Origin of the sequence: Agathobaculum massiliense, from assembly GCF_900291975.1 — a bacterium.
Classification (GTDB): domain Bacteria; phylum Bacillota; class Clostridia; order Oscillospirales; family Butyricicoccaceae; genus Agathobaculum; species Agathobaculum ammoniilyticum.
Genome location: NZ_OMPN01000001.1, coordinates 1,855,997 through 1,881,900 on the forward strand (window position 1 = coordinate 1,855,997; position 25,904 = coordinate 1,881,900).

Sequence of the window (25,904 nt, forward strand, 5' to 3'; positions counted from 1 at the left end):
CCTGCCTTTCTTAAATTCATTGCCTTACCCGTCCGGCGCAGACGAGATGCGCCTGCCAATAGGCGCCCGTCAAATCCGCGTAACCGATCGGATTGCCCGCATGGTACATCCGGTTACCGCCAGCATAAATTCCAACATGCGTGATATAATCCCCGCAGTGGTACGTCCCCTGAAAGAACACCAGATCGCCCGGCTTTGCATCCTCAAACGGGATGTGCTGGGCCGCGTCATACTGCGCCTGCGCGGTGCGCGGCAGCGTGATACCCACCGTACCGAAGCACCATTGCGTCAGGCCGGAGCAGTCAAAGGAGGAGGCGGGAGACGCGCCGCCATAGACATAAGCCCACCCCTGGTACTTTAACGCTTCATTCATAATGGCCTGCACGGCCGCATCATCAAAGTGCGCGGCATACAAATACTGCGATACCAGCCGGACATAAAACATATTGCCGTAGTTATACCGCCAGCCGCCGTTTTCCGCTACCGAAATTTCATTCTCATAAGGTACGCGCACCCCGCCGGACTTTTCCTCCGCGAAAGCCTGTGCCAACTGGAAGCTGTACCTGCCGCCGCGTGCCGCAGCATAATCCAGAAAGCCGCCGCCGTAGTTGTACGCCTGTATCGCGCTGTCCAGATCACAGCCGAGCCGGTCTGCTTTAGCGAGCAGTTCTGCAAAATACCTGCACCCCTGACGGATAGAGCTTTCCGCATCCAGCGAGTTCGGGGGCAGCCCCATGGATTCCGAGGATTGCATCACATCCTCCAGCATGCCGCCGGATTCCACCTGCATGATCGCCAGCAGGACGTTTACATACTCGGATATCCCGTACTGCGCCGCGTACCGTTCCACCATCGGCCTGTATGCCAGCACCTCCGCAGACAGGTCTGCGCCGCCATAATAAACGCCGCCCCCGCCGTTGTCGTCAGATGCAAACAGGATGGCAGCCAGCAGGGGCAGGCAGAAAAGGGCGGCGAGCATCCCTGCAAATGGCAGCGCCAGATATTTCAGCTTCATTTGCCCCCGCCTTTCTCCGCGCCGCCTGCGCGGCTTTCAGGAGAAGCGCCCTTTTTCCCCTGTGTTATCCGGCCGGCCTTGTTGTACGCCTCCTGCCTGTGCGGGGGCGCAGCTTTCATCCGCGCGGCGGGCTTTACTGCGGGCCGTGATACAACGGGCCTGTCCTGCTCCGGTGCGGACGCTTTTCCCTGTCCCGCCGCGGGCTTGTCCGGCGTATCCCGCCGCACCGCAGGACGGTCCGCGGCAGGCGCAGGGGGATGGCCTGTGCGGGCGGGCGCCGCCGCCCGTTCCTGTGCTTTCCCCGTCAGCCGCCGCACCGCACCGCTGGCTTTCCCCTCCACTGGAATAACCGCCGGCCGCTCATGCGGTCCTGTCTCGGGTTGGCGTGCGGCATGTCCCGCAGCAGTCGCCTTTTGCTGGTTATCCTCTGCTGCCGGCCGCGCCTGTCTGGGTGGAGCGGGGGGCTGGGCCTGTACCCCTGGCGCCTGCCCCGTCTGGGAAACATCAGGCACAATGGCCGGCCTTTCATGCGTCTGCGGCGCTGTCTGCCGCTTTGCCGGTTCCGACTGTGCGGGTACTTCCGTCCCGCCATACGCTGCGCCCTGTCCCGCAATACGGCTTTCACGGGCTGCGCCGTCCGGCCTGTCCGGCTGTCCGGCAGGGGAGGCCGGACCGCTGCCCTGCGGCGGCATACCCGTCCCGCCCGCTGCCCCTTTTACAGGCGGTTCCGGCAGCGTCGGTTCGGTATTTCCCGTCCACGCCCTGGCACTGTCCGGCCGGTTCCTCCGTCCGCCGCTGTACCGGCTGCCCGCTGTGTATCCGGCATGGCCGTTTTGCTTACCGCCGCTTTCATTGGCCCTGCCCGCCGCACGCATCGTCCGGTTGAGCCTGTGGAGCTGGTGGTACAGGAACATCCGCGGGCGGTGCATGATATACCGCCCCATGCCGCGCGCGCCGTCGTCATGCAGGGAAAACATGCTGAGCAGATCGCCCAGCTTGAAATAGACGCCCGCGAACACGACCACCTGCAAAAATGCGATAATAAAGAACGGGTAACCGCTGGAAATCCGGTACAGCATGGAAGAAATGCTGAAAGCAATTGTAATGACCAGCGTAATGCCCGCCCTTGCAAATATGGTATTGAACAGCTTGATAACCGCCCTGCGGCCTGTCCCCTCAAACGTCGGCGCCATGCTCAAAACAAACGCTGCGGGCAGGAACATGGCATAGATGATAAAAAGCACCTGCGAAAAGAGCATCATACCGGTAAGCAGGAACACGAAAAACGAAATACCGATATTGAACAGGAACAGGAAAAACACCGTTCCCAGCCGGTTCACCGCTTTCGTGACCGTGAGGTTGGTGTTCCCGTTGTCCTCGATCTCGGCTTTTACGGCGTTTTCTCTGCTTTCTCCGTTGTTTTCACTGGGGCTGGCTGAAATCAGGCTTTCAACACGGTCCGCGCCGATCATGTCCGTATCCGTATCCCCGAATTGCAGGAGCAGCCACGGTTGCTTTACCTGGATGGAAAACAGGCTGTCCCGTATCAGGGAGACGCTGTCCCCGCCGCTGTTATCCGTATCCGGCATGACGATTTTTGTCCCCACGGAAAGGCTCGCCGTACTGATATCCTCGGAAAACTCGTTGAGCCGCCTGACACAGTCCGGCGCATAGGCGATCAACGCGCCGGACAGGACAAAGACCAGCACCATATTGAGCGCCGCACGCACGGCTTTGGTCGTCTCGCGCCTGATAATGCCCGTGTATGCAGCATACGCACCCACAATCAGGATAATCAGCAGGAGGAAGCCCGCGTAAAACCCATCCGAGGAAAGCCCGCTGGGCGAGATACCTGCGATAGCCTGGATATTCCGGCCAACTGCATCCGCCGCATCCGAAATAAAGTCGAGGCTGTACGCTTCCTGCACCAGATAGCCGGACGCGCTGGACAGATACAGGTTTATCGTCCAGATAAAATTCGTGATGCAGTACAGGCCGTACATGACCTGCCTGCCGATACCGTCTATCCAGTTCCACGGCAGCCAGTCCCACCCGTTGTCTACATAAAAATCAAGCTGGTAATTTTCCAGAGGGTAGCGGCTGTACTCGTGCGCTGCGTCCACGGTATCCTCCACCAGCCCTGCCGCGCCCGCGGACGGGCAGAGCGCCGCAAACAGTAAAACGGCGGCCACAAGGAGCAAAACACCCGTGGCGGCCGTCTTTCTGAATAATGCCTTATCCGCTTTTTTGCATGTCATACTCCCACCCCTGCTTTCAGCGGCGGTCTGGTGTCAAAGCTGTGGAACAGGTCTGCAAATATCGGATGGAATTGCACGACGCCCACATGCCCGTATAAGTCCTGCATCAGGCATTGGCCGTTTTCCAAATTCCGCAGCCGCTTTTGACTGTTTTCATCCCCGGTATCCAGGCCGAAAAACTCCAGTGTCTTTTTAATCTCCGCGATATCCGTACTGCGGAACGCGAATTTCAGGCCGATGTTGTTTTTCAGGCTTTCGTCCGCAAGGTCCGCCGCGTTCTGCGTCACAAAATAGACCGCCGCGTTCATGGCGCGGCCCGCGCGCACCAGCTTGTTTGCCAGCGTCTTGCCCTGCGCCACGTTCAGGAACGACCATGCTTCATCAAGGTCTACAATCTTGAATACGCTTCGGTCCATATGGATAAAGTCCAGCGCAAAGGTGCTGATAACGATAAGCATAGCGACAGATAAAAGCTCCATCGTCGTATATTCTTCAAAGCGCGTGTCCCTGTCCGGCAGCACCAGACCGGCCACCTGTACGATATTAAGCTGTTTTTCAAGGCTGATAGAACGCTTTACATCACCTGCAGAAAACAGCAAATGCGCAAAATCGTAGTCCGTGAAGCTCTCGATATGGTCTGCGATACTCACCGCAAGCGGCGAGCCCTCCCTGCGTAATTCCTCAATGACACAGAGCAGGCCGCGCCGCCCGCTGTTCGTCACCGTGCGCACCGCCCGCCGCAGGACAGGGAAGCGCCCGCCGTCCCGCGAAGAAATACCGGTTAAGAACGTAAGAATATCTATCGCAAGGCTTTCCGCGTCCTTGGGGCGGCGCATGATGACATAGGGGTCCAGCATACCCCTGTTCTGCCCGTCCGAACACAGGTTTACAATGTTGACCTCGTCCGCGATCTCCGGCAGGTCGTGCTTCCAGTTCCCACGCTCGGCTTTCGGGTCTACAATGAGCGCCCGCGCACCGTTCAGCACTGCGTAGTACACCAGCAGGTTATTGGCAAAGCTCTTGCCGCCGCCGAGCGAGCCGAGGAACGCCGCGGACAGTGCGTTTGTAACCGAGCCTTTCACGCCCTGGCTGGCAAGCGCGGGCTGCAAATACACGTTCCGGCCGGTATCCACGCCATAGCCGATATAGATACCGTCCTTTTCGCCCAGCATTTGCGCCGCGCCGAAGCCGAGGCCGGCAAGAAAGTCGCTCGTCACATACTGGATATAATCATTCATATACCGCCTGCCCGCAGGGATAAACTCATGGTGCAGGCCGGCCATATCGCCCACCGGACGCACTAACTTGACGTTCATATCGTCATAGAAGTCCCGTACCGCATCGCACCGGCGCTTGAGTTCTTCCGCGTCCGGCGCGGTGACGCGCACCACATAGGACAGCTTGTACATGGCCTCCCTGCTTTGCCCAAGTTCGGTTTCCAGTTCGTTTACGCTGTCCAGCGCTTCCGCGACCGTTGTGCCGGTCTCGTCCCCGCTTTCCCATGCGTGGCTGTCCAAATCTTTCAGTTCTTTCTTTTTGTTCCGCACCGTGGACAGGGCTTTCCTGTTGGCGATAATCTCAACGTTCATAGACGTATCCACCGGAAAGGAAAACTGCTGCTGCTGGTAATAGAAAATCTCGGACGACGGGAAATCCAGTTCCCCGACCACATCTGAGACGGTAAAACAGGCGGCAAAGGTTTCCGCATCCTCCCGCACGATACGCAGGTAACGCCCGTGTTCTTCCATGAGGCAGCGTGCGGGCTTGATCAGGTCGTACCGCTTGACGATGGTTTCCCCCTTTAACTTCTTTTTTGGCAATTGGAAGCTGTAACCCTCATACGCGGCGCCGCTCTTTCCGTACAGGTGTTCGAGCAGATAGCCGAAATCGTTTTTATCCAGCCGCCGCACCTTGAAGCGGCGGGAAATCCTGCTTTCCAGCAATTTTTCCATCTTCTGATACCGCAGGATTTCATCATCCGGCATGGACATGAAATCACCCATCAGGGTATGGTTTACATCCCGCAGGAAACCGGAAAAGATATTCGCCGCCTGACGGCCAATATTCCCGCTGTCCTGTTCGTTGAGCAGCAGCTTGAAGCCGATATAAAACCGGTAGTCCGCCTGATTTTCCCCGATCATGGAGATAAGCGCTTCGGTCTGGCCGTCTATGCGCCGCAGGGCGGCCCCGCGCAGCTTGCCGGAAGCGTGCGTTCCGGAACGCTCCTGCGCTGCACGGATACTGGATTCCGTGCTGATCTGCAAGGCGTGTATCCTGCCGTCCCTGTTCTGCGCGATAAGCTGACGGAACGCATCGTGTACCGCTTCTTTCTGCTCCACGCTTAAAAACGAGTAATTATAGGGGATAAGCTCATAGTAAGCGAAGCATTCCCCGTCATGGTTCCACACAAGGTTGTTTTCAATATATTTAATCGGATACTGCATGAATGACCTCACTCCTTACCGTGGTGATCTCGGGCCTGATATGCACCCGCTTCAACTTGACCGGCTTGCCAGCAAAGGTCTGTTTGGGGCGCAGCAGATAGGCCGTATAGGACCTGACAAAGCGGAACGGCTTTTTGCCGTCCCATGTTTTCCGGCTCATAAACCATGTGATACCGGCGGGGACGCCAAAATATTTAAGCAGCGCGCCGTCTATCATGGAAAGCGGCGGCAGCCCGCCCAGCGCCAGCACCGCAAATTCGCACGCGACAAACCATGCCATTTGCGAAAAGGTGATGGGGAACGGCAGGCGCAGGTCGTTGATCGCGTAAATGACCTTTTCCACAGACCATATGCTGCTGTAACTGCGTATTTTCTTCAAAACAAATCCACTCCAATCTGAAATCATCAAGGTAAAAGGGGGCGGGGAACGAGGCCCGCGCCGCCCGCGTCTTTCCCCGCCCCCTGCGTCCGGTTATGGATAACCGCCATGCAGTTACCCACAGCCGGACGCACCCCCACTCCATTCTCGCGGCGCCGCCGCAGAAAGGAAAGCGTTTAGCGTATGATCTCGAAAACACCGTCCCGCGTCTCGACAAACGTCCCCCCAAAGAATAAGTCCCGCCCATAGGCTTCATAGTCTATATAGTTTTGCAGATGCGCCGGTATCTCACCGAACGCGCCTTCCTCCACCATTTGACGCGCCACATCCGCCATATCCTCACAGCCGGACCACAGGATAATATCGTCTGCATGGTCGCACAAATCCTCGATGCTCCCAAAATAACTTTGCAGTTCTTTCAGGTTGTCTTGGATATACTCCGGCAAATCCTCCACCATTTCACACAGGCGGTTGACTTCTTCGATAGGCGTGTACTCGTCGATATCAAAGGGCAGCTCGTAGTCATGGATGGCGTATTCTTCATAAAATTCGTTCAGGCCGATGCGCTCCGCCATTTCGTCATAGTCTATGGGCGGTTCAAACCACGCGCCTACCAGTTCACCCTCGTTGTATTTGCCGAGGTTCGCCACATACACCCGCATTTCCTCCATAGTAAGATCGCCTCCTGTCATGCAGGCATAAAAAAACGGCCGGTCCATTTCCGAAACCAGCCGTTACGCGCCAATAATCTGATTAAACAGGGTAAGCAGCACATCCTTGACGCCCGCCGCGTTGAATACAAGGCCGACCGCGATCAACGACACGACCAGAAAACCGATCAGCTTGGTAAACTCACGCTTGAAGCCGAGATAAATGCCGATCACCACGATAGCCATAAGCACAAGCGACTGGGCGTTCGTGAGAAACCAGTTGTACAGGTTAACGCCGAAATTCATTGGTTATATCCCTCCAATCAAAAATGCAGCCCTGGAACAGGGCTGCATGCAAAGTTTTCGTTCAAAGCAGTTTTTCGTAGTCTCTCCCGCCATAGAAAAAACGCAGGATAAACACGGTACTTATGCTTTGGACAACTTTATAAATCATCACATAGTTTTTTATAACAGCACGCCGGTATCCCAGCGCTTTAAGCCGGATATCCCTGCACGGTTCATACATTTCCGGCATTTCCGCTAATCTGGCATAGCACGAATCCACTTCATCCACAAAATCCACCGCGGCGGACGGGCTGCCTAATTCCTTTACCATATAGTTCAGGATTTCATCCAAATCCTGACCGGCAAGGCGCGTGCTTTCCACTTTATAACCCATACTTCGCCCTCAAATCTTTTAGGGCTTGACGTGCATCGCCCGTGGCGCCTGCGCGGATTTCCTCCTCAGCCTGCGCCAGTTTCGTATACACATCCATTAAATACATTTTTTCTTCATAGGCCTTCATCCCCATAATCACCATATCGCCATATCCGTTTTTGGTGATATAAACCGGCTCGGTGGATTCATTGCACATTTTTGAAATTTCGGTGGTGTTTTTCAAATCACGAATCGGTATAATACGCGGCATAAAAAACAACTCCTTTCGTGCCATAATTATACCACAACGCATTTCCCGCTGCAAGTGCGTTACATGATAACCACCTCCCTGATTTCCCGAAGCTGCTGTTCTATGATCTTGCGGTGCTTTTCGGACAACTCCGTACCCGCGATCATTTCCTCCATGACGTTTGTACCGCCTTTGCGGTCTAATTCGAGCAGCATCTTCCATGACGGCGCCACCTGATGGGAAAGCCAGTTCAGCGTTTTTTGCAGGGTGTACGGTTCGGGCTTTGCCGTTAATTTCAGCCGGTCACGGCGTCCGCCAATGAACACCGCCCACATGCTGTTCAGCGGCCAGTCCTCACGCGCCCTGCGGTTATCCCTGTCCACAATCCGCATATACCGGTTGATGATGCCGAACGCGGTGCGTTCCGCATCCTCATAGCTGACAAGATCATACACCGCGAAATAAGCGCGCTCGTTTTTCAGCCGTATCTCAAAGCGGTTTTTGACCTCGGTATCCTCCAGCGGCGTACCGCTTCTGGCAAGCTGCTCGTAGTCCTTTTCATAAATGCAGAAATACAGGTCTGAATCAAACGCCCCAGCGTACAGCGTATGCCCCATGCCGGCGGCGTTTTCTTCCTCATGCCCGCTGATGAACAGCCCTGAACGGTACATGCGGAATTTGCGGAACACCGTGATACATTCGCCGGCGTCGCATTTGCGCATCAGGCAGGGGATATCCAGCAGCCGTACACGGTCATTCAGGGCAAGGTCAATGCGCTTGAACACGCAGTCCTCGTCCAGACAGCGGCGGAAAAAGGAATACCAGTCCCGACCCTGTCCATAGAGAAAGGCTTCCATCTGGCGGCAGCCTTTCCCTTTCAGTTCAAGCAGCACGCCCTTGCTTTCATCCGGCGAGGTATACACGGTGATATCCCCGTGATAAAAGCGGCTGGTGTAGGTGTATGCGCCGCGCGCTTCCTGCGCCATATACTGCATTTTTATCATCAGGATACGCTCGACGACATACCGTACATCCATCGTCTTAAAACGGATGCGTACATAATCGATCAGCAGGAACAGCGCGTCCGGCGCGATAATGTCAAACGCACGCTCTATCCTGCGGCGCACTTCCTTTGTGACAGGTACCCGCCCATTTTCCACGCGGCTCAAATGTTCTGCGGACAGCCCTGCAAGCGCGGCAAATTCCTTTTGCGGGATATGCAGGCTTTCCCTGCGCTGCTTATAACCGTTTTCCTGCCCATTTGTCCGGTTCATTTCACATCCCCTTTGCGTCTTGATTGGAACTTTGGAAAATCAAATTTGGCGGAGAGCCTTGAAAGGCAGACGCGGCAAGGGGTTTTGCCTGTTTTCGGACAGGTGATCTTCCGATTTGTACCCCCCTGTTAGATACAGGGGGGTCCGGCATGCGGGCGCGGCTGCGCCGCGCCCGCCATCCGCCCGTGCCGCGCTGGCGGCTTTACGCGCTGCACGCCGCGCGCGGCACGGCGGGAGGTGCGGGCAGGCGTAACATTTCCGTCCTTATCCCTTGCTGGCAGCGCCAGTTCAATCCGGCTTTTCATCGGAAACCACTCCCTCCGTCAGCGCGCCGATCTCCCGCAGGAAATCATACCCTTTTGGCACGATTGGCGTATAAAACTCGGTAATCACACCTTTTCCCGTATCTGCGTATCCACGGCCCTTGACGTTCTTGAAGAAAAACTCTTTTCCGGCTTCGCCAAACATCATGCTGTACCCCAGTTCGGACATACGCCCCAGCGCCACACGGAAATTAAACTGGTCGCGGATACCGTCCCCAAGATACTTTGCGTCTGGACGCTGGCAGGCGAGTATCAGGAAATACCCTGCCTGCCGCCCCAGCATGACGATCTGCCTGAGCTTGTTTAGCACGTCCTCGCGTTCGCGGACGTTCAGCATTTCCATGAACGCAACGTATTCGTCGAATATCAGGAAATGCGGCTCCAGACCGAGGCAGGCGTAGTTCCCGCCGGTCCTGTACCCCTGCATGGATTTCATGCTTTCGCTGCGCTGCATCATCCCGTCACAAAACCGGCTGACACAAGCCGCGATATCCTCCTTGCGGTAATATACCTCCGGCGTCACAGTGGACAGGTCCGCCAAATCTGCATTTTTCGGGTCCAGGACATAAAGCGCGGCTTTGGCCTGCAAAAGCGCCTGGATAAGCGTCAGGATAAAATACGTCTTGCCGCCGCCCGTACCGCCTGCAATCAGCATGTGCGGGAGTGTGTCATACTCCCACCAGACATTCTTCATCAGGCGCAGCCTGCCGCCCTCGGCTTTCACTTTGGAGATCGGGATACGGTTTGCCGCCATATCATAAAGAAGCGTATACTCGATAAAGCCGTCCTGCAGCTCGCGGCTGACGAGTTCGCAGTACAGGCCGCTTTCCAGCCTGTTTTCCAGATGCAGGAGCGGCTCCTGATATTTCCCCAGTGTGATTTCCACCCAAAAATGCAAAAGCCCGTTCTCCATGCGGTAATACATCCGCGGAAAACGGGCTGCTTTCGGTTTTGCATCCGTGCCGGATAAATCCTTAAAAAAACTCTCCCGCCTTGTCCGTCCGGCCTGCTCATACCACTGGTTCTCAAGTACCATGCGCGCCAGCTTTTGACGGTGTATGAGTTGACGGACCGTATCAGGGAACAGGCGGTACGCCATAACGGGCGCGGCAGCCCCCGCCAGAAGCGCCGCGATACCGCTGAACAGCAGGCAGGGGACGTTCCAATCCTGCCCGACGATATCCGGTATGGACAGGCTGCGCCAGTCTGTCCGCAGGATGCCTTTCAGGTTCAGCAGTACGAACACCGCCAGCGCCACAGGGAGCGCCGCACAGCAGGCGGACCGGAACACGAGGTCTTTATCCGCCGGACGGATGCGTTTGCCGCGGTACCGGAAACGCTTCACAGGGCTTACGCTTTCTTATCCGGCTGGGCGTCCCTGCGCGGCTGGGCGGGCTGGCCGCTACCCTGTGCGCCGTCACGCTTCGCCAGCACAATATCGTCCGCCTTGATATACCAGTCCACATCCGCATGATTGCCGAACGTCACATGCGCGATTGTGTTCACGACAGGGTTTACCATATCGACTTCGGCATTGTACGCATAATCGCGCAGCGGTACGCTCGCGGGGATGCTTACCTGAATCATACGGCCCTGCGTCCGGCTTTTCAGGTCATAGGTGCGTTCCCTGATTACATCGGAGGGCGTGCCGTCCCCGTTCTGCTCCCGCACCTCGCGCCGCAAGGCGGAGAAAAGCAGCGTGCCAAAGGTTTCTTCCTTTTCAATGGTAATACCGTTTGCCAGTCTCATAAACTTCACCTTTCCTTTCTTACGCCTTAATCATGTCGTCTGCATGGAGGATATAATCAGTAAAGCCGCGGCCGCCTACCACATAGCCCTCCGCGGTGATACGCGGGTTTACCAGCTTTACCGGCTCCATGAAACCAAACTTTTTTTCACCTGCTTTGCCGGGGAGAATGACTTCAATATCATCCGCTGGCTGGATACTGGAAAACAGCTTATAACGCCGCCGGACCACGGCGACCTGCTGATTGTTCCGCTGGGTGTCCCCGCGCCCCAGCTCAAGCGCGCTGCCAAATTCCAGTTTCCCGAAAGTTGTTTCCATGTTGGGGACCACATATTTCAATTCCATAAAAATCCTCACTTTCTGTTATCCTGATGCCTGGTTTACCGCATTACTTCCGCAATACCCGCCATGATATATTCCGCGCAGGGCAGGGCGATTGCGTTGCCGAGCGCGAAACAGCGGGCATGGCTACTGACCTTTTCACCTTTGCAGCCGTATGCCGTCCAGCCCTCCGGCAGGCCCATGAGCCGTTCACATTCCAAGGGCGTAAGGTCACGGACGAAACCGTCCTGCTCTTTCCCCTCATACCAGAACGCAAACGGCTGGCCTACACTGGCAAGCAGAGTTGGGAAGGGTTCGCCGTTTTTGCCGAAGCACGCGCGGAAGCCCCTCTGGTCTCCCCGCTTTGCCATTGACCGCATCCGCCGGAGCTGGAAGGGGAGCACGACGGGTATCTGCCGCCCTGCTTCAAAAGCAGGTATCCGATCTCCGGCGGCGGCGGGCAGCCGGCTTTCGCCGCAAGACGCAGGAAACGGGAACATACCGCGGGGCTTAAATAATACTTCCGCGGCGCGTCCGCCTGCAAAATCCGCCACGACGAACACCCGCCGCCGACGCTGCGAAAGGGCGGGTTCTCCCCAATACTGGGCGTCCATGAGCCGCCAAGCGGTATCAGCCCGTCCCCCTCGCACCATTCCGGCGTGCGCCCAGATACCGCTGTCAGGCACTGGAACTTCGGTATCTGTGAAAGCGCGGAGCACGGCTGCAAAATCCAGCCGGTCATTTGAAGAAAAAGCTCCCGCGACGTTTTCCCAGACAGCGAAAGCTGGATACCGGTTATCTGTTGCATTTCTCATTTCCTCAATAATACGCATGGCCTGATAGAACAGGCCGGATTTACTGCCCGCCAGACCGGTACGGTTGCCGATCTGCGACAGGTTTTGGCACGGTGAGCCAAACGTAACGATATCCACGGGCGGTATTTTGCCGCCGTCTATCTGCGTAATGTCCCCTAAATGGAGCATGTCAGGGAAATGCCGCTTTGTGATGGAAACCGGCGCTTTTGCGATCTCGTTTGCCCACACGGGGACAATGCCGCAGTGCGACGCGGCAAGCGGAAAGACGCCGATACCGTCAAAGAGGCTGCCGAGCCTAAGTGCGGACACGGGCTGGTCCCCTGCGGCCATAATCCCTGCCGTTATTCCGCTTCGGGGATTTGCCGCGAATACGGGACAGGCAATCGCAATGTTCGTCTGGGTCTAAATTTGCCCCGCAGCAGGGGCAGGTGTGATAATACATGGGCGTCTCCTTTCCGTCTGGTTAATTTATTCGTGTATCTGCATAGACACGCTGGGCGGCGGTCTGGCAGGGGGAACAACGGGTTTCGGGCATAAAAATAACCGCGCTGTCAGCGCGGCTCGGTAAGGTATCTGATGGTGCATGCTTCGTTCCTTTCTATGGAAATGGGAAAAGCCGGTCCCTGTTTCCAAAGACCGGCTTTCCGATACGTTTTCTTATTTATACTTTTGATGTGTTAGTTGTTAACTGCCGTCCTGTTTTTTGACACCTGTTTTTACACCAGAATTCTTAATTGGGGGCATTTTGAAGCAGGCTGGAACACGTCTGTTTGGCAATCTGTTATTTCCTGCATTTTAGACCAGAAAGCTAAATTGTTCGGGGATTTCAACCTCTGACGTGACAATTAAGTTACAGGACGCCCGAAAGTTGCTATAAGCTGTTTCCGCTGAAACCTTGGAGAGAGAACACCAACGGTTTCTCCCCTCTTGCCAATCACCCCTTTTCCCTGATGCACAGGCCGGAGGCCGGAACGGCTGCGCCGTTCCTATTTCTGACCAGGACCGCTCCGAAAAAATACGGGGGCTGTTGCGGGAGCTCTGTTCGCGCGGAGGTTAGAACGGGACAGCGGGAAAACGGATGCCGCCTGTCCGAAACGGTCTATGCGCGCGTAACAGCGCGCGCGGGAGGGGGAAAGCCGCCGCCATCCTGCCCCCTGGGGTGGAAGCCGTTGTGCTTACCGTGATATAGCAAATGGGCGGCAGATGGAACGCGCGACCCACCTTGCGCGCGGAGCGCGCCCTTATTTGCGGGAGCAAATGCCGTAAACCGGCCTTGCGGAAGCGCCAAAGCCCTGCAGCCGCGAAAAAAGGAAAGCAGGGAATTCAAAAGGGGAGGAAAACCCATGCGGGTTGTCCTCCCCTTTTGCCCCCGCGCCGGGCGGCGCACCGTCCCCGTTGCCGAGGGGATATAAAGCGGTCAATACTTCCGGCGGTGTTTCTCTCGAACGGCATCCTCCCGCGCCATAGCGAGACAGAGCCGGAGCATCCCGCGCCAGAAGCGCTGCGGGTCGTCCCGTTCCAAGCGCTGGAGGTAGTCTTTATCATGGCGGTGTTTTAGAGCAAAAAATTTTTCATTCATCATATATCACTCAAACAATATATACATAATAGTATATTATAAATAATGAATTGTCAATTTGATTATTTATAATTAATGTATATATCAGGTGATATAAATGAATTCTATCAGATTGACAGTCCGTGAGGCTATGGAATCAAACGGATTGAATCGTTACAAAGTTAATAAATTAACGGGAATCCCGTATCAGACATTGGATAGATACTTTAAGAATGAAGTGGCGCGGTATGACAGTGATGTATTACTGAAACTGTGCGTCGCCCTCGACTGCGGCATCGAAGACCTGATCGAAGTCGTCCGCTGAACCGGACGTAAAAAGCACGGATGGAAAAGCCATCCGTGCTTTTTTATGCTCTGCGGCGGGAGACGCGCAGCTTTTTCCACAGCATCGCGGCTTCACGCGCGGTCAGGAAATCCCCGCCGCCGAAATACCGCGCGTCGAGCGCGTCCGACAGGAACCGCAGCTCCCCTTCGCAGTCGGGATAGAGCGCGTTCATGCGCATAAGGAACTGGCGGCAGGTTTCGCCCTCCTGCCGGCCGAGCCGCCTGCGGCGCGCCTGCCGCTGGATGCGGTGCAGCACGCCGGGCGCGGTGTTGCGCTCGGTCACATACCGCATTGCAAACCGTATCCGCGTCTGCAGCCGCGCCCAAAGCCCGCGCAGCAGCGCGGACAGGCGCGGCCGCTCGCGCTGGACGCCCAGCTCGCCGCGCATCCCGCCCACCGTCAGGCGCAGTCTGCCGCGGCGCAGCAGCAGGATCAGCGCGGCCGCCAGCCCGACGATAATCAGCACGAGCAGCGCGTACAGCATCAGCTCGGAAAACCGCGCGGCCTGCTCGGACTGCTCGGCGGTCACGTTGCCGGGTAGGGGCGTTCCCTCCAGCGTGCCGGACTCATCCGGCGTGAAGTGGGACAGGAGCCACAGGAAAAACGCGTTGAACGCGTGGTACAGGCGGGAAACGAGCGCCCGCAGGAGCGCCCAGCCGCCCAGCAACACGGATTTGATCTGTCCGCTCAGCGTCAGGATCACACCGCCGGCAATCAGCGCCATGCCACCCACGGCGGCCAGCAGGATCGCCGCGCCGCGCCCGCCCGCATGGGAAGCGGAACGCCCGCCTGCCGAGCGGCGCGCGACCGCGGCCGCCATCGTCAGCACGGCGGCCAGCAGCAGCGGCAGCAGAGGGCGCATCGGCCGTCCCGTCAGCGAATAGTAGGCCAGACCGATGAACAGGAGTACGATGTTTCCATCCAGATGCGAGATCAGGCGCTCGGGCGTGACCGGACGAAGCAGGGTGCCATAGCTGATATAATAGCAGCTCAGCCACATGATGACTGCGAACAGGATGCCCATGGTCGAGGAAAAGCGGCCGTAGACCGCGAAGGATACCGTGGCCTGCGCCGCGAAAAACAGCGCCGTGACCAGCGCAAGGCGGCGCACCGGCTGCGCGCGCCGCAGCAGGCGACTGAGGCAGAAATGATACGCCAGCAGGAAGCAGGCCCATACGGGCAGGCAGGCCGAGGTGAACGAGCCGGTCTCGACCTGTGAGAAAAAGCCGAAAACAAACGACAGCGAGGCGATGGTGGAAAACAGCACCGCCGCGCCGAACAGGGGGGAGCGCCCGTTCATACCGCCGCCCCCTTTGCCAGCCGCCGCAGCGGCACAACACGCAGGTCAGGGGCGGCGGACGAGGCGACGCCCGCGGCGGCAAATACGGTCACACGCGTCGCACCCAACCGGCCGACCAGCCCATGCACGGGTCCGTCCGGCGCGCAGGTGATCAGATAGACGCGGCCGGCCTCGGACGCGGCGGTCAGGACGGCGCGCTCGTCAAAGCGGGAGGGCGCGCACTGTTCCAGCCGGTCGCCGTTTTCCGCGAACAGATGCTGCGCCAGGCAGTCGTAGCCCGCGAGCAGGCCGAGCAGCTCAGCGGCGGAACGGCCCTCGACCGGCGGCAGGGTAACGGCCGAATACCGGCGGGAGGCGGGCAGCGCAAGCCCGCAGGTCACGCCGCGCCGGAACAGCCGCGCGATGACCGAGCCGAGGAGCTCAAGCGCTTGCTCCAGCTCGGCATAATCCGTGGACAGGCCGCAGAACGATTCCCCGTCCAGCACGAACAGCGCGGAAAGGGGCTGGATGGTTTCGTAAAAGTTGACCTTAAGCTCCTGCGTGCGCGCCGCCATGCGCCAGTTGATGCGCTTCCAGCTGTCACTCGGCTGGTAGGGGCGCAGGCCGCGCAGCACGGCCATATCCTCCTGATAGCCGGCCGAGCCGGCCGACTGCCGCCACTGTTCCTGCAGGAACAGTGAAATATCGACCGGCACGCTGCGCGGGTAAACCAGTACTTGGGGAAGCTTGCTCGGCGGGCAGGGGGCCTCGACCTGGGACAGCCCGAAGCCGTCGCCCGAACGGAGCATCAGCCGGTCCATGCGGTAGACGCCGCGCCGCCGCGCAGTCCACACGCTGCGCAGGGTGAGCGTTTCGTGGCCCATTACGAATGAAAAGGTGCGGCGATAGGCGTCGGGGGCGGGGCGGTCCGCTGTGTCCGGCGTGGATTCCCGCCCCTGCGCTTCGCCGGAAAGGCAGGCGTACCGCTCGAAGGTCTCGTCAGGCGTGAGGCAGTCGCGCTCGGGAATTCCCTGGGACAACTCCAGCCAGATCAACGGCAGAAGCTTGTCGTTTTTGACTGTGTAGGAGAACGTGGTCTCCATGTCCGGATACAGGCGGGTGCGGGAGCAGTCAACCTCCAGCGTGACATGCCGGATCGACCGCGCGCCCCACAAAAACGCCGCGCCGGACAGCAGGAACAGGAACGCGAAGGCCGCGGACAGCACGAGCAGGTCCCCGACCGCGGCGGCTACGCACAGGATAAGCCACAGCGCGACCGCGGGCAGGGAAACGAGTATGCTGGACGCGCGCCCGAACTGTAGGCGCTTATTCATCGTAAATACCGCTCTGGGCGGGCGGCACGGGTACGCTTTCGAGCAGCTCCGCGACCACGGTCTCGCCCGTCCGTCCGGCGAGCTGGGCCTCGCTTTCGAGCAGCAGGCGGTGCGGCAGGACAAAGCGGGCGAGGTACTGCACGTCGTCCGGCGTGACGAACGCGCGCCCGCGCATGGCGGCCCAGGCTTTGGCTACGCGGAACAGTGCGCGAGAGGCGCGGGGGCTGGCACCCATGGCGACGCCGGGGCAGCCGCGCGTCGCGGCGACGAGCGCGACGATGTACTCCGTAACCGCGTCCGACACCTGTATATTCTGAAGCGAGGCGCGCAGCGCGAGGATCTCCTCTGGTCCGGTGACCGCCCGCACCTGGTCGAACGGCATGGCGTCGCCCAGGTTGCGCAGCATCTGGGCCTCCTCGGCCGCGTCCGGATAGCCCATGGACAGGCGCATCAGGAAGCGGTCCATCTGTGCGGCGGGCAGGCGGAACGTGCTTTCGGATTCCACCGGATTCTGGGTGGCCAGCACGAAGAACGGCGCGGGCAGGGGCAACGTTTCGCCGTCAATGGTGACGTGCTGCTCCTCCATGGCCTCGAGCAGCGCGGACTGGGTGCGCGGCACGGCGCGGTTGATCTCGTCCGCGAGCAGGATGTGTGTGAACACCGGTCCGCGCAGCAGCCGGAATTCGCCGGTGCGCTGGTCGAAGATGTTCATGCCCGTGATGTCCGAGGGCAGCAGGTCGGGGACGAACTGCACACGGCGCGACGCGCAGCCGGACGCGAGCGAGAGGGTCTTGACGAGCGTGGTCTTGCCGACGCCGGGCATGTCGTCGAGCAGGATATGCCCGCCGGCGAGCAGCACCGCAATGATCAGCTCGATGCGGTCGTGCTTGCCGAGGATGATTTTTTCGGTTTCCGCAGCCAATTTTGCTGCAAATGCAGAGATTTCCATAGTTGTTCCTTTCCAGCCTTGTTTCGTTCAGATTGCCGCAATAAAAAAGCCTGCCTGCGTGGGATAACGGGATATCGTATTCTATCATAAAGCGGGGGGAAAGTAAATCAGCCGCGCCCGCCCTCTTGACAGCAGCTCGTCAACGGCGGTATAACTGAAAGATAAGGGAAAAGCCGTTGTCTGGAAACGGCAGGGGGAATGGGGAAATGGATATGTTCTGGTCGCTTGCTGGGGAAGTCGGGAAGCTGTTCCTGATGATGCTCATCGGCTTTGTGGTTTACCGCCTGGGCATCATCACGGTGGAGGAAAGCAAAATCCTTTCCAAGATGATGCTGTACATCGTGTTGCCAGCGGTCGTGCTGCATTCGTTCATGGTCGAGTTCACGCCGGATAAGACCAGGGGGCTGCTCCTGTCCTATGCGGCGGCGCTGGGCGTCAGCCTGGTGCTGGTGGCCGCCGTCACGCTGCTCAAGCGCCCGCTGCATCTGACGCCGGTGGAGTCGATGTCGGTCATCTATTTCAACACCGGCATCGCCGTGCCGATTGTGGGCGCCGCGATCGGCCAGGAGTGGGTGGTGTATGCCACGGCGATGATCTGCGTGCATACGTTCCTGGTGTGGACGCACTGTAAGTTCACCCTGTCCGGCGAGCGCACCGTAAGCTGGAAAAAGCTGTTCCTCAATCCCAACATGATCTCCATGCTGATTGGCATCGCGCTGTTTACGCTGCAGCTTCCAGTGCCTGCGGTGGTCAGCGGAACGGTGGAGGGAATGGCCGACCTGTTCGGCCCGCTCAGCATGGTCGTGACGGGCATTTTGATCGGCAGCCTGAGCTGGGAAAGGGTGCGGTCGTACCGCAGGCTTCCCCTTGTGGTCGGGCTGCGAATGGTCGCCTGCCCGCTGGCCGCGCTTCTGCTGGTCAAGGCGCTGCATCTGGCGCAGATGGCGCCGGACGGCTCGCTGATCCTGACCGCCGCGCTCTTGTCCGTAGCTACGAATTCAGGCAGTACGATCACTCAGATGGTGCAGGTCTACGGCGGGGACGCGGAGTATTCCAGCGTGATCTGTGCGGTGACGTCGCTCCTGAGCATGGCGGCGCTGCCGCTGTTCGGGCAGATGGTCCGGATACTGTAGGGAAAAGCCGGCAGGCGCCGCGGGTATGCCCGCGGCGCTGATTTTACGCCTCCGCGGGCGGCATCTGCCCGATCTGCTGCCGCAGGCGGCGCATCTCCGGCACGATGAAGAACGCGACGATCGCGGCAGAGGCCGCATCCGCGATGGGGGCGGAATACAGGATGCCGTCCAGGCCGAAGAACAGCGGCAGGATCAGGATGAGCGGGATCAGCAGCAGGAGCTGGCGCAGCATGGACAGCACGGATGCTTTAAGCGGCTGGCCGGTGGCCTGGAAATAGTTGGTGGATACGATCTGGAAGCCTGCGCAGAAGATGCTGAACAGGTAGATGCGCAGACATTTGACCGCAAAATCCGTGAACGCGGCGTTTTCCTTGCCGAAAATGCCCACAATCGTCTCAGGAAACAACTGGCAGAGCAGCCAGCAGAACGCAATCAGACCTGTGGCGAATGTGACCGCAAGCAGATAGGTGCGGCGGATGCGGGCAAAGTTTTTCGCACCCCGATTGAAGCCGAGGATGGGCTGCGCGCCGATCCCCACGCCGATGCCGAACGCGGCCATAATCATGGCGATCTTCATCACGATGCCCATGGCGCTCAGCGCCACGTCGCCGCCGATGGCGCTCTGGTCGCCGTAATGCACCAGGGAATTATTCATCACAACCTGCATGATGCAGCCGACCGACTGCGTGATGCCGGAGGAGACGCCAAGCGCCATCGCGCGGCGCACCAGATACCAGTCCGGCCGGCGGTAGGCGCGGCGCAGGCGCATGTGGCGCGGGTTGCCGCGGCTCGGCCGCAGGAAATACAGGGTCAGTACAACGGCGGAGATGATCTGCGAGGTGATCGTGGCAATCGCCGCGCCCTTGACGCCCCAGTGCAGGACGAATATGTAGATGGGATCGAGGATCGTATTCAGGAAAGCGCCGATCATCATACCGTACATGGACATGCGCGGATGGCCGTCCGTGCGCGCCAGGTTGGACAGCACGACCGAAACCATGTTAAAGGGCGTGCCGAGCAGGATGATCGAGGTGTAGTCAAGCGCGTAAGGCAGGATGGAATCGGTCGCGCCGAACGCGCGCAGCAGGGGGCGCAGGAAGAGCAGGCCGAGGACCATCAGCACGACGCTGAGCAGGATGGAAAAGGAGAACGCGGTGTTGAGCGTACGCTCGGCTTCCTCCTCGTTCTTTTCCCCCAGACGGATGGCCGCGTGCGCGCTGCTGCCCGCGCCGATCAGGGTGGAGAATGCCAGCAGGATGGTCATGACCGGAAAAGCGACCGTTGTCGCGGCGTTGCCCAGATAGCCGACACCCTGCCCGATGAAGATTTGGTCCACGATGTTGTAAATCGAGTTGATCAGGCAGGAGACGATGGCGGGAAGGGAGAAGGTCACCAGCAGCCGGCCGACCGGCTTGCAGCCGAGCGGGTTCTGGGGAACGGAGGCGTTCGGTTCAGCCCGCAGGGTCTGCATGGGGCAGCTCTCCTTTCCGGCCGGCGATTTCCTTCAGTGTGCTGCAGGAATGTTCCGACATGGCGCGCAGGGCGGCCAGCAGGCGCTCGCGCTCGGCTTCCCCCAGCCCGCTGGTGAGCGACGCGGTCCAGTAATCCCGCACCGTGTACACGCGCTCGACAAGGGCGCGCCCCTTGTCGGTCAGGTGGAGATGGTGGACGCGCTTATCCTGCTCGTCGGGCGTGGCGTAAACATATCCCTCCCCGCCGAGCTTTTGGACTGCGCGCGTCACCGTACCCTTGTCAAAGCCGCCGAAACGCGCGAGGTCGAGCAGGCTGACGCCGTCCTGCTCGAAAATACACAGCAGGAAGAATTGCTGCCCGCCGCCGATATTATCCCGCTCCAGCGCCAGGTCGAAATACCGCTGGGTGTTGCGCTGCAGCAGGGATATGTACCGCAGCACAGTGATTGGTTGATGCTTCATCATGTTCATTCCTCAAATAGTTGATTGCGCAATAATTATCGCAGTATTATCGTACACCTTATCGGTTGCGCTGTCAACTATAAGGGGGCTAGAAAAGGGACGCGGGCAGGGGATTACTGTCCGCGTCCCTGCAGGGCTTAACGGGAGGACCGGAGGCTTTTGCAAAGCTGAATTACCAGCGTGGGCAGGAACGCGAGCAGCGCGGCCGCGCCGAGCTGTCCCACGGTGAACGGCGCGACCTGGAACAGTCCCTGCAGGCCGGGGATCAGCAGCACGGCGGCCAGCAGCGCGACACCCGCAGCAAAGGCGCACAGGCTCGCCTTGTTGGTCAGCAGGCCGAGACGGAAGAGCGGCAGACTGCCGCGGCAGTTAAAGCCGTGGAACAGGCGCGCGAGCGTCAGGGTGGCGAACGCGAGCGTCATGGCAAGGCCGTCGCCGCCGGCGCGCAGGCCGATGAAATACGCGGCCATAGCGGCGCAGGCGATGAGCGCACCGTAAAGAAAGATGCGCAGCAGCAGGTCGCGGGTGAGGATCGGTTCCCCAGGGTCGCGGGGCTTCTGGTCCAGCAGATCGCCGGACGCCGGCTCCACGCCGATCGCAATTGCGGGCAGAGAGTCGGTCAGCAGGTTGATGAACAGCAGGTGGACGGGCGCGAACGGCACGGGTAGCGCGAGGATCGAGGTGAAAAGCACGCACAGGATGCCCGCCATGTTGCCCGAGAGCAGGAAATTGATCGCGTTTTTGATGTTGGTGTATACGCTGCGGCCGTTGACGACCGCGCCCACAATCGTGGCGAAATTGTCGTCGGCCAGGATCATGGAGGCCGCGTCCTTGGAAACCTCGGTACCCGTGATGCCCATGGCCACGCCGATGTCGGCGGCCTTGAGGGCGGGCGCGTCGTTGACGCCGTCGCCTGTCATGGAAACAATGCGTCCTTTGCGCTGCCAGGCCTCGACAATGCGGATCTTATGCTCGGGGGAGACGCGCGCGTAGACCGAAACGCGCGCCAGCCGCTCGTCCAGGGCGCTGTCGTCCAGCTCATCCAGCTCAACGCCGGAAAGCGCCTCGTCTCCGTCGCGGAAAATGCCGATCTGCCGCGCGATCGCGGTGGCCGTGACCTTGTGGTCGCCTGTGATCATGATGGTGCGCACGCCGCCGCGCGCCGCGTCCGCGACCGCGCGCACCGCCTCGGGGCGCGGCGGGTCGATCATGGAAACCAGGCCGATAAACGTAAAGCCGTGTTCGTCCGCCAGCGTCAGCCCGCGCACGGCGTCGAGCGTCCGGCTGGCAAACGCCAGCACGCGCAGCCCCTCCTGCGACAGCTCGAGGTTGACCGCCGCGATCCGTGCCTTCCATTCCTCCGTCATGGGAACCGGACCGGCGGAGGTGAGGACATAGTCCGACCGGTCGAGCAGCACGTCGATCGCGCCCTTGGTATATAAGGTGGGTACGCCCTCAATATCGTGCAGCGTGCTCATCAGCTTGCGGTCGGAGTCGAACGCAAGCTCGGCCAGGCGTGGGTGCTGCTTCCGGTAGGCGCTTTCGTCCACGCCGAGGCGGTCGCCGATCATGACCAGTGCGACCTCGGTTGGGTCGCCGATCGCCTCGCCAGTCTGCTCGTCGGTGGTGGCGTCGCTGGCGAGCAGGGCGGCCTTGAGCAGCAGGCGCTGCACGTCGTTGGCAAGGTCGAGGTGCGATTCGTCCAGCAGCATGTCGTCCGCGTAGATCTTCTGCGGGGTCATCTTGTTCTGGGTCAGCGTGCCGGTTTTATCCGAGCAGATCACGGATACCGCGCCCAGCGTTTCCACCGCCTTAAGCTCCTTGATAATGGCGTTCTGCCGGGCCATCTTCTGTGTACCCATGGCCTGAACGATGGTCACGATCGAGCTGAGCGCCTCGGGAATCGCGGCCACGGCCAGCGCGACCGCGAACATCAGCGAATCCAGCACCGCCTGAAAGCCCCAGCTGCCCGCGTGGTACAGCGAAAGCGCGAACACGCCCGCACAGATCGCCAGGATGATGCCGGCCAGACGGCGGCTGAAGTCGTCCAAGCTGCGCTGCAGCGGGGTCTTGCGCTCACGGGTCTGGTTCATCAGGGCGGCGATGCGGCCCAGTTCGGTCTGCATGCCGGTCGCGGTGACGACCATGACCGCGCGGCCATAGGTCGCCAGCGAGCCGGAGAACACCATGTTTTTCTGGTCGCCGAGCGCGACCTTGCCGCCGGCAAGCGGGTCGGCGGTCTTTTCCACGCCCTCGCTTTCGCCGGTCAGCGAGCTTTCGTTGACCTTGAGCGAAAAATTCTCCAGAATGCGCCCGTCCGCGACGATCATATCGCCGGCCTCCACCTCCACGATATCGCCGGGAACGACCTCGGCGGAGGGGACGACCAGCCGCGCGCCGCCGCGTACGACCTTGGCCGAGGGCGAGGACATGGCCTTGAGGCTTTGCAGAGACTTTTCCGCCTTGCAGTGCTGGACCGTGCCGAGCACGGCGTTCAGAAGCAGCACGGCGAAAATGACGATCGTGCTCTCCGCATTGCCGGACAGCATGGAGATCACAGCCGCCGCGAGCAGGATAACGACCAACAGGTCCTTAAACTGGGAGAAAAACACCTGCAGGACGGATTTACCGCGCTCTTCCGCAAGGGTGTTGCGTCCGTACCGCGCAAGGCGCGCGGCGGCCTCGGCGGGGGAAAGGCCGGCGCGGTCGCTGTCCATATCGCTGAGCGCCTGCGCGGCTGTGCGGTCATAGAAAACAGGTTGCATGTAGCCAAAACTCCTTTTTGTCAAAAAAGTGGGGATGCGGCGGGGGATGGGATAGTTTGCCGCCGGCGGCCGGTTTTTATCTGCGGCGGATCCTGACGCAAATAAAAAAGACTTTTGAGTAAGCGCTTCGCGGTGTGGAAGCGCTTACTCAAAAGTCTTGTGACCGGCCGTGCCGGCGTCCGCCGCCAGACCGGAAATCCGGACGGGATGTTGACAGCGGAACTTATCCTACTCCCTTTTGAGGATGTAACCATTATAGGGGAGGCGCGCGCGTTTGTCAAGAGGAGCTTGCTGCCGTGCCCTGTAGGAAAAAGCGGCGGCGGGGGAGAAAGCGCGCTTTCTTCCCCCGCCGCCCCGCCTCAGCCGATCATATGGCCGACGCCCTTCGCCGCCTTGTGCATTGCATGCTCGGCCTTGTTTGCCGCATGCTGAGCGCTCCGGCGTACCGAGGGGTTCATCATCGCGCCCGCCGCGACCATAGAGACGACCGCACCCGCCACCGCGCCGGTCGCAATGCCGGAAATGAAGGGAGATACACGCATAAAAGTCCGCCGCCTTTCATAATTTGATTTGCTTCGGTGCTGCAAGCATAGTATGTCCGGAATGTGCGCAGACTTGCATGTGTGCGGCGGCAACAAAAATTGCATAAAAAAACAAATTTGTTTTGGAGCTTCGACTGTTTACAAAACCCGCGGCATACGATATAATATATCCAACAATCCGCCTTTAAGGCGCGGCCCGTGAGCCGCCAAGGCAGAAAACAGTGCGTACGCTGTCGGCCGCAGAGTGGGGGACAGGTGTAGCTTGGTACGGCTTTCTGCTTGTGGCGCAGGAGGCTGTTTTTTTACCATTTTTTGAGGGGAGGCCGCAGGATGGCCGGGCAGAAGGCCGTAATTATGGACGCGGACGGCGTGCGCCGCGCGCTGACCCGCATTGCGTTTGAGATCATCGAAAAAAACAAGGGCGCGGAGGACCTGCTGCTCGCCGGGGTGAAAACGCGCGGCGTGTTCCTGGCGCAGCGCATCGCCGCCAAGCTCGGCGAGGTGGAGGGCAAGGCGCCGCCTGTACTCGAGCTGGACGTCACCCCCTGGCGGGACGATAAGCCGCGCGCGGACGGGCCGTTGCCGCCGCCCGATCCTCGCATCGGCGGCGCGACCGTGGTGCTGGTGGACGACGTGCTGTACACTGGCCGCACCGTGCGCGCCGCGATCGAGGCCGTGTCGCACTGCGGGCGCGCGGGCCGCATCCAGCTCGCCGTGCTGGTGGACCGCGGCCACCGCGAGCTTCCCATCCGGCCGGACTATATCGGCAAAAACCTGCCCACCGCGCGGGGCGAGCGCGTATGCGTCCGCCTGACCGAGGTGGACGGGGAGGACAACGTTGTGATCCTGGGCAGTGAGTAGAATAACCGCCATGCAGCGATAGAAAGGAAGAACATCTATGTCGATCCAAACATTAGTAGAAAAGATCAAGGAAAAAGGCAACCCCACCGTCGCGGGGCTGGACGCCCGCCTGGAATACATCCCGCAGCATATCGCGGGCCGCAACATGATGCTGCACGGCGAAACGCTGCGCGCAGCGGCGGAGAGCATGGTCGCCTTCAACTGCGGCCTGATTGACGCGCTGTGCGATATTGTACCCGCAGTCAAGCCGCAGGCGGCGTATTACGAGCTTTTAGGCTCGTACGGCGCGATGGCTCTCAAAGAAACCATCGACTACGCGCACGCCAAGGGCATGTACGTCATCGGCGACATCAAGCGCAACGATATCGGCGCGACCGCGACCGCGTATGCCGAGGCCTACCTCGGCAAGACCCGCGTGGGCGACACCGAGATCGCGCCCTACGGCTGCGACAGCGTGACCGTCAACGGATATCTGGGCACGGATGGTGTCGAGCCTTTCCTCAAGGAGTGCCGCGAGCGGGATAAGAGCTTGTTCCTGCTGGTCAAGACCTCCAACCCCTCCTCGGGCGAGCTGCAGAACCGTGATATGGAGGGCAAGCCGCTTTACGCCCGCATGGCTGAGATGGTGGCCAAGTGGGGCGAGGGGTTGGACACCCCTTGCGGCTACAACCAAGTCGGCGCGGTGGTCGGCGCGACCTGGCCGGAGGAGCAGAAGATCATCCGCGGCCTGCTGCCCAGGAGCTATTTCCTAGTGCCGGGTTACGGCGCGCAAGGCGCGACCGCTAAGGACATTGCAAACGCCTTTAACGACGATGGGCTGGGCGCGATCGTCAACTCCTCGCGCGGCATCATGTGCGCGTGGAAAAAGACCGGCAGAAACGGCGAGGACTACAAGGAAGCCGCCCGTGCGGAGGCCATCCGCATGCGGGATGAGATCGTCGCGGCGATTCGATAAAATCTTATAGGGGGTATCCAATACCACCCTATAATATACGGAAGCCGGTTCCGGAGAAAACGGCTTCCGATACCCCAGGACGCGGCCCAAGGCCGCAAGGTCGGGGTGTCAAAA

At 59.6% G+C, this 25,904-nt stretch carries 25 protein-coding genes; 4 read left to right on the top strand and 21 right to left on the bottom strand.

From position 1 onward, the window contains the following. Nucleotides 1–16 precede the first annotated feature (16 nt). The 14 genes from DBQ51_RS09425 to DBQ51_RS09485 form a co-directional block, all read right to left on the bottom strand. The gene (locus tag DBQ51_RS09425; RefSeq protein WP_107631391.1) at nucleotides 17–1,015 is read right to left on the bottom strand and encodes a bifunctional lytic transglycosylase/C40 family peptidase; all 999 of its coding nucleotides are present in this window, start codon (nucleotides 1,013–1,015) and stop codon (nucleotides 17–19) included. Then, nucleotides 1,012–3,273, bottom strand: coding sequence for a CD3337/EF1877 family mobilome membrane protein (locus tag DBQ51_RS17170; protein ID WP_242977883.1), 2,262 nt, complete (start codon nucleotides 3,271–3,273; stop codon nucleotides 1,012–1,014). Before DBQ51_RS17170 ends, DBQ51_RS09425 begins: the two co-directional genes overlap by 4 nt. Then, the gene (tcpF, locus tag DBQ51_RS09435) at nucleotides 3,270–5,717 is read right to left on the bottom strand and encodes a conjugal transfer ATPase TcpF (RefSeq protein WP_107631392.1); all 2,448 of its coding nucleotides are present in this window, start codon (nucleotides 5,715–5,717) and stop codon (nucleotides 3,270–3,272) included. Before tcpF ends, DBQ51_RS17170 begins: the two co-directional genes overlap by 4 nt. Next, entirely contained in the window at nucleotides 5,701–6,096 is a 396-nt protein-coding gene (locus DBQ51_RS09440) for a conjugal transfer protein (RefSeq protein WP_107631393.1), read from the bottom strand. The genes tcpF and DBQ51_RS09440 overlap by 17 nt, the downstream gene beginning before the upstream one ends. Before the next feature lie 176 nt (nucleotides 6,097–6,272). Beyond that, complete coding sequence (locus DBQ51_RS09445; protein ID WP_107631394.1) at nucleotides 6,273–6,767, bottom strand: antirestriction protein ArdA; 495 nt, start codon at nucleotides 6,765–6,767, stop codon at nucleotides 6,273–6,275. A gap of 63 nt (nucleotides 6,768–6,830) precedes the next feature. Continuing rightward, nucleotides 6,831–7,052, bottom strand: a complete 222-nt coding sequence (locus DBQ51_RS09450; RefSeq protein WP_107631395.1) for a hypothetical protein — start codon at nucleotides 7,050–7,052, stop codon at nucleotides 6,831–6,833. A gap of 61 nt (nucleotides 7,053–7,113) precedes the next feature. Beyond that, nucleotides 7,114–7,425 (bottom strand): type II toxin-antitoxin system RelE/ParE family toxin, encoded by a 312-nt coding sequence (locus tag DBQ51_RS09455; protein ID WP_107631396.1) that lies wholly within the window; start codon nucleotides 7,423–7,425, stop codon nucleotides 7,114–7,116. Continuing rightward, on the bottom strand, nucleotides 7,415–7,675 hold the full coding sequence (locus DBQ51_RS09460; protein WP_107631397.1) for a type II toxin-antitoxin system Phd/YefM family antitoxin: 261 nt from the start codon (nucleotides 7,673–7,675) through the stop codon (nucleotides 7,415–7,417). Before DBQ51_RS09460 ends, DBQ51_RS09455 begins: the two co-directional genes overlap by 11 nt. Before the next feature lie 59 nt (nucleotides 7,676–7,734). After that, on the bottom strand, nucleotides 7,735–8,928 hold the full coding sequence (locus DBQ51_RS09465; protein ID WP_107631398.1) for a replication initiation factor domain-containing protein: 1,194 nt from the start codon (nucleotides 8,926–8,928) through the stop codon (nucleotides 7,735–7,737). Between the two features lie 128 nt (nucleotides 8,929–9,056). Next, a complete protein-coding gene (locus DBQ51_RS16570; RefSeq protein WP_159068139.1) occupies nucleotides 9,057–9,233 on the bottom strand; it encodes a hypothetical protein in 177 nt (58 codons plus the stop codon). Further along, a complete protein-coding gene (locus DBQ51_RS09470) occupies nucleotides 9,217–10,596 on the bottom strand; it encodes an FtsK/SpoIIIE domain-containing protein (protein WP_107631399.1) in 1,380 nt (459 codons plus the stop codon). Before DBQ51_RS09470 ends, DBQ51_RS16570 begins: the two co-directional genes overlap by 17 nt. Nucleotides 10,597–10,601: 5 nt before the next feature. Continuing rightward, nucleotides 10,602–11,000 (bottom strand): YdcP family protein, encoded by a 399-nt coding sequence (locus tag DBQ51_RS09475; RefSeq protein ID WP_107631400.1) that lies wholly within the window; start codon nucleotides 10,998–11,000, stop codon nucleotides 10,602–10,604. Between the two features lie 19 nt (nucleotides 11,001–11,019). After that, on the bottom strand, nucleotides 11,020–11,343 hold the full coding sequence (locus DBQ51_RS09480) for a YdcP family protein (protein ID WP_107632167.1): 324 nt from the start codon (nucleotides 11,341–11,343) through the stop codon (nucleotides 11,020–11,022). Between the two features lie 35 nt (nucleotides 11,344–11,378). Next, a complete protein-coding gene (locus DBQ51_RS09485) occupies nucleotides 11,379–12,443 on the bottom strand; it encodes a DNA cytosine methyltransferase (protein WP_107631401.1) in 1,065 nt (354 codons plus the stop codon). Between the two features lie 1,400 nt (nucleotides 12,444–13,843). Between DBQ51_RS09485 and DBQ51_RS09495 the strand changes: the two genes are divergently transcribed. Then, a complete protein-coding gene (locus DBQ51_RS09495; protein ID WP_242977973.1) occupies nucleotides 13,844–14,017 on the top strand; it encodes a helix-turn-helix domain-containing protein in 174 nt (57 codons plus the stop codon). A 43-nt stretch (nucleotides 14,018–14,060) separates the two neighbouring features. Here the strand turns inward: DBQ51_RS09495 and DBQ51_RS09500 are convergent, their stop codons facing one another. From DBQ51_RS09500 to DBQ51_RS09510, 3 genes are read right to left on the bottom strand one after another with little or no spacing between them, the layout of a single operon-like run. Next, entirely contained in the window at nucleotides 14,061–15,338 is a 1,278-nt protein-coding gene (locus DBQ51_RS09500; RefSeq protein ID WP_054326533.1) for a hypothetical protein, read from the bottom strand. Next, nucleotides 15,335–16,651, bottom strand: a complete 1,317-nt coding sequence (locus DBQ51_RS09505; protein ID WP_107631403.1) for a DUF58 domain-containing protein — start codon at nucleotides 16,649–16,651, stop codon at nucleotides 15,335–15,337. The genes DBQ51_RS09500 and DBQ51_RS09505 overlap by 4 nt, the downstream gene beginning before the upstream one ends. Further along, entirely contained in the window at nucleotides 16,644–17,600 is a 957-nt protein-coding gene (locus tag DBQ51_RS09510) for an AAA family ATPase (protein WP_107631404.1), read from the bottom strand. Before DBQ51_RS09510 ends, DBQ51_RS09505 begins: the two co-directional genes overlap by 8 nt. A 206-nt stretch (nucleotides 17,601–17,806) precedes the next feature. Here DBQ51_RS09510 and DBQ51_RS09515 point away from each other — a divergent pair, with 206 nt between their 5' ends. Next, nucleotides 17,807–18,733, top strand: a complete 927-nt coding sequence (locus DBQ51_RS09515) for an AEC family transporter (protein WP_054326530.1) — start codon at nucleotides 17,807–17,809, stop codon at nucleotides 18,731–18,733. 43 nt (nucleotides 18,734–18,776) lie between these two features. On the opposite strand, the gene DBQ51_RS09520 is transcribed toward DBQ51_RS09515, so the two are convergent. The 4 genes from DBQ51_RS09520 to DBQ51_RS09535 all read right to left on the bottom strand — a co-directional run bounded on the left by DBQ51_RS09520 (nucleotide 18,777) and on the right by DBQ51_RS09535 (nucleotide 23,974). After that, nucleotides 18,777–20,204 (bottom strand): MATE family efflux transporter, encoded by a 1,428-nt coding sequence (locus DBQ51_RS09520; RefSeq protein ID WP_054326529.1) that lies wholly within the window; start codon nucleotides 20,202–20,204, stop codon nucleotides 18,777–18,779. Continuing rightward, nucleotides 20,185–20,670, bottom strand: coding sequence for a MarR family winged helix-turn-helix transcriptional regulator (locus tag DBQ51_RS09525; RefSeq protein ID WP_242977885.1), 486 nt, complete (start codon nucleotides 20,668–20,670; stop codon nucleotides 20,185–20,187). Before DBQ51_RS09525 ends, DBQ51_RS09520 begins: the two co-directional genes overlap by 20 nt. Nucleotides 20,671–20,804: 134 nt before the next feature. After that, on the bottom strand, nucleotides 20,805–23,432 hold the full coding sequence (locus tag DBQ51_RS09530; RefSeq protein WP_054326527.1) for a cation-translocating P-type ATPase: 2,628 nt from the start codon (nucleotides 23,430–23,432) through the stop codon (nucleotides 20,805–20,807). A gap of 359 nt (nucleotides 23,433–23,791) precedes the next feature. Then, complete coding sequence (locus DBQ51_RS09535) at nucleotides 23,792–23,974, bottom strand: hypothetical protein (protein ID WP_054326526.1); 183 nt, start codon at nucleotides 23,972–23,974, stop codon at nucleotides 23,792–23,794. Nucleotides 23,975–24,304: 330 nt separating this feature from the next. On the opposite strand from DBQ51_RS09535, the gene pyrR reads away from it, so the two are divergent. Next, entirely contained in the window at nucleotides 24,305–24,835 is a 531-nt protein-coding gene (gene pyrR, locus DBQ51_RS09540) for a bifunctional pyr operon transcriptional regulator/uracil phosphoribosyltransferase PyrR (protein WP_107631405.1), read from the top strand. 37 nt (nucleotides 24,836–24,872) lie between these two features. Continuing rightward, a complete protein-coding gene (gene pyrF, locus DBQ51_RS09545) occupies nucleotides 24,873–25,790 on the top strand; it encodes an orotidine-5'-phosphate decarboxylase (protein WP_107631406.1) in 918 nt (305 codons plus the stop codon). The last annotated feature ends 114 nt before the right edge of the window (nucleotides 25,791–25,904 follow it).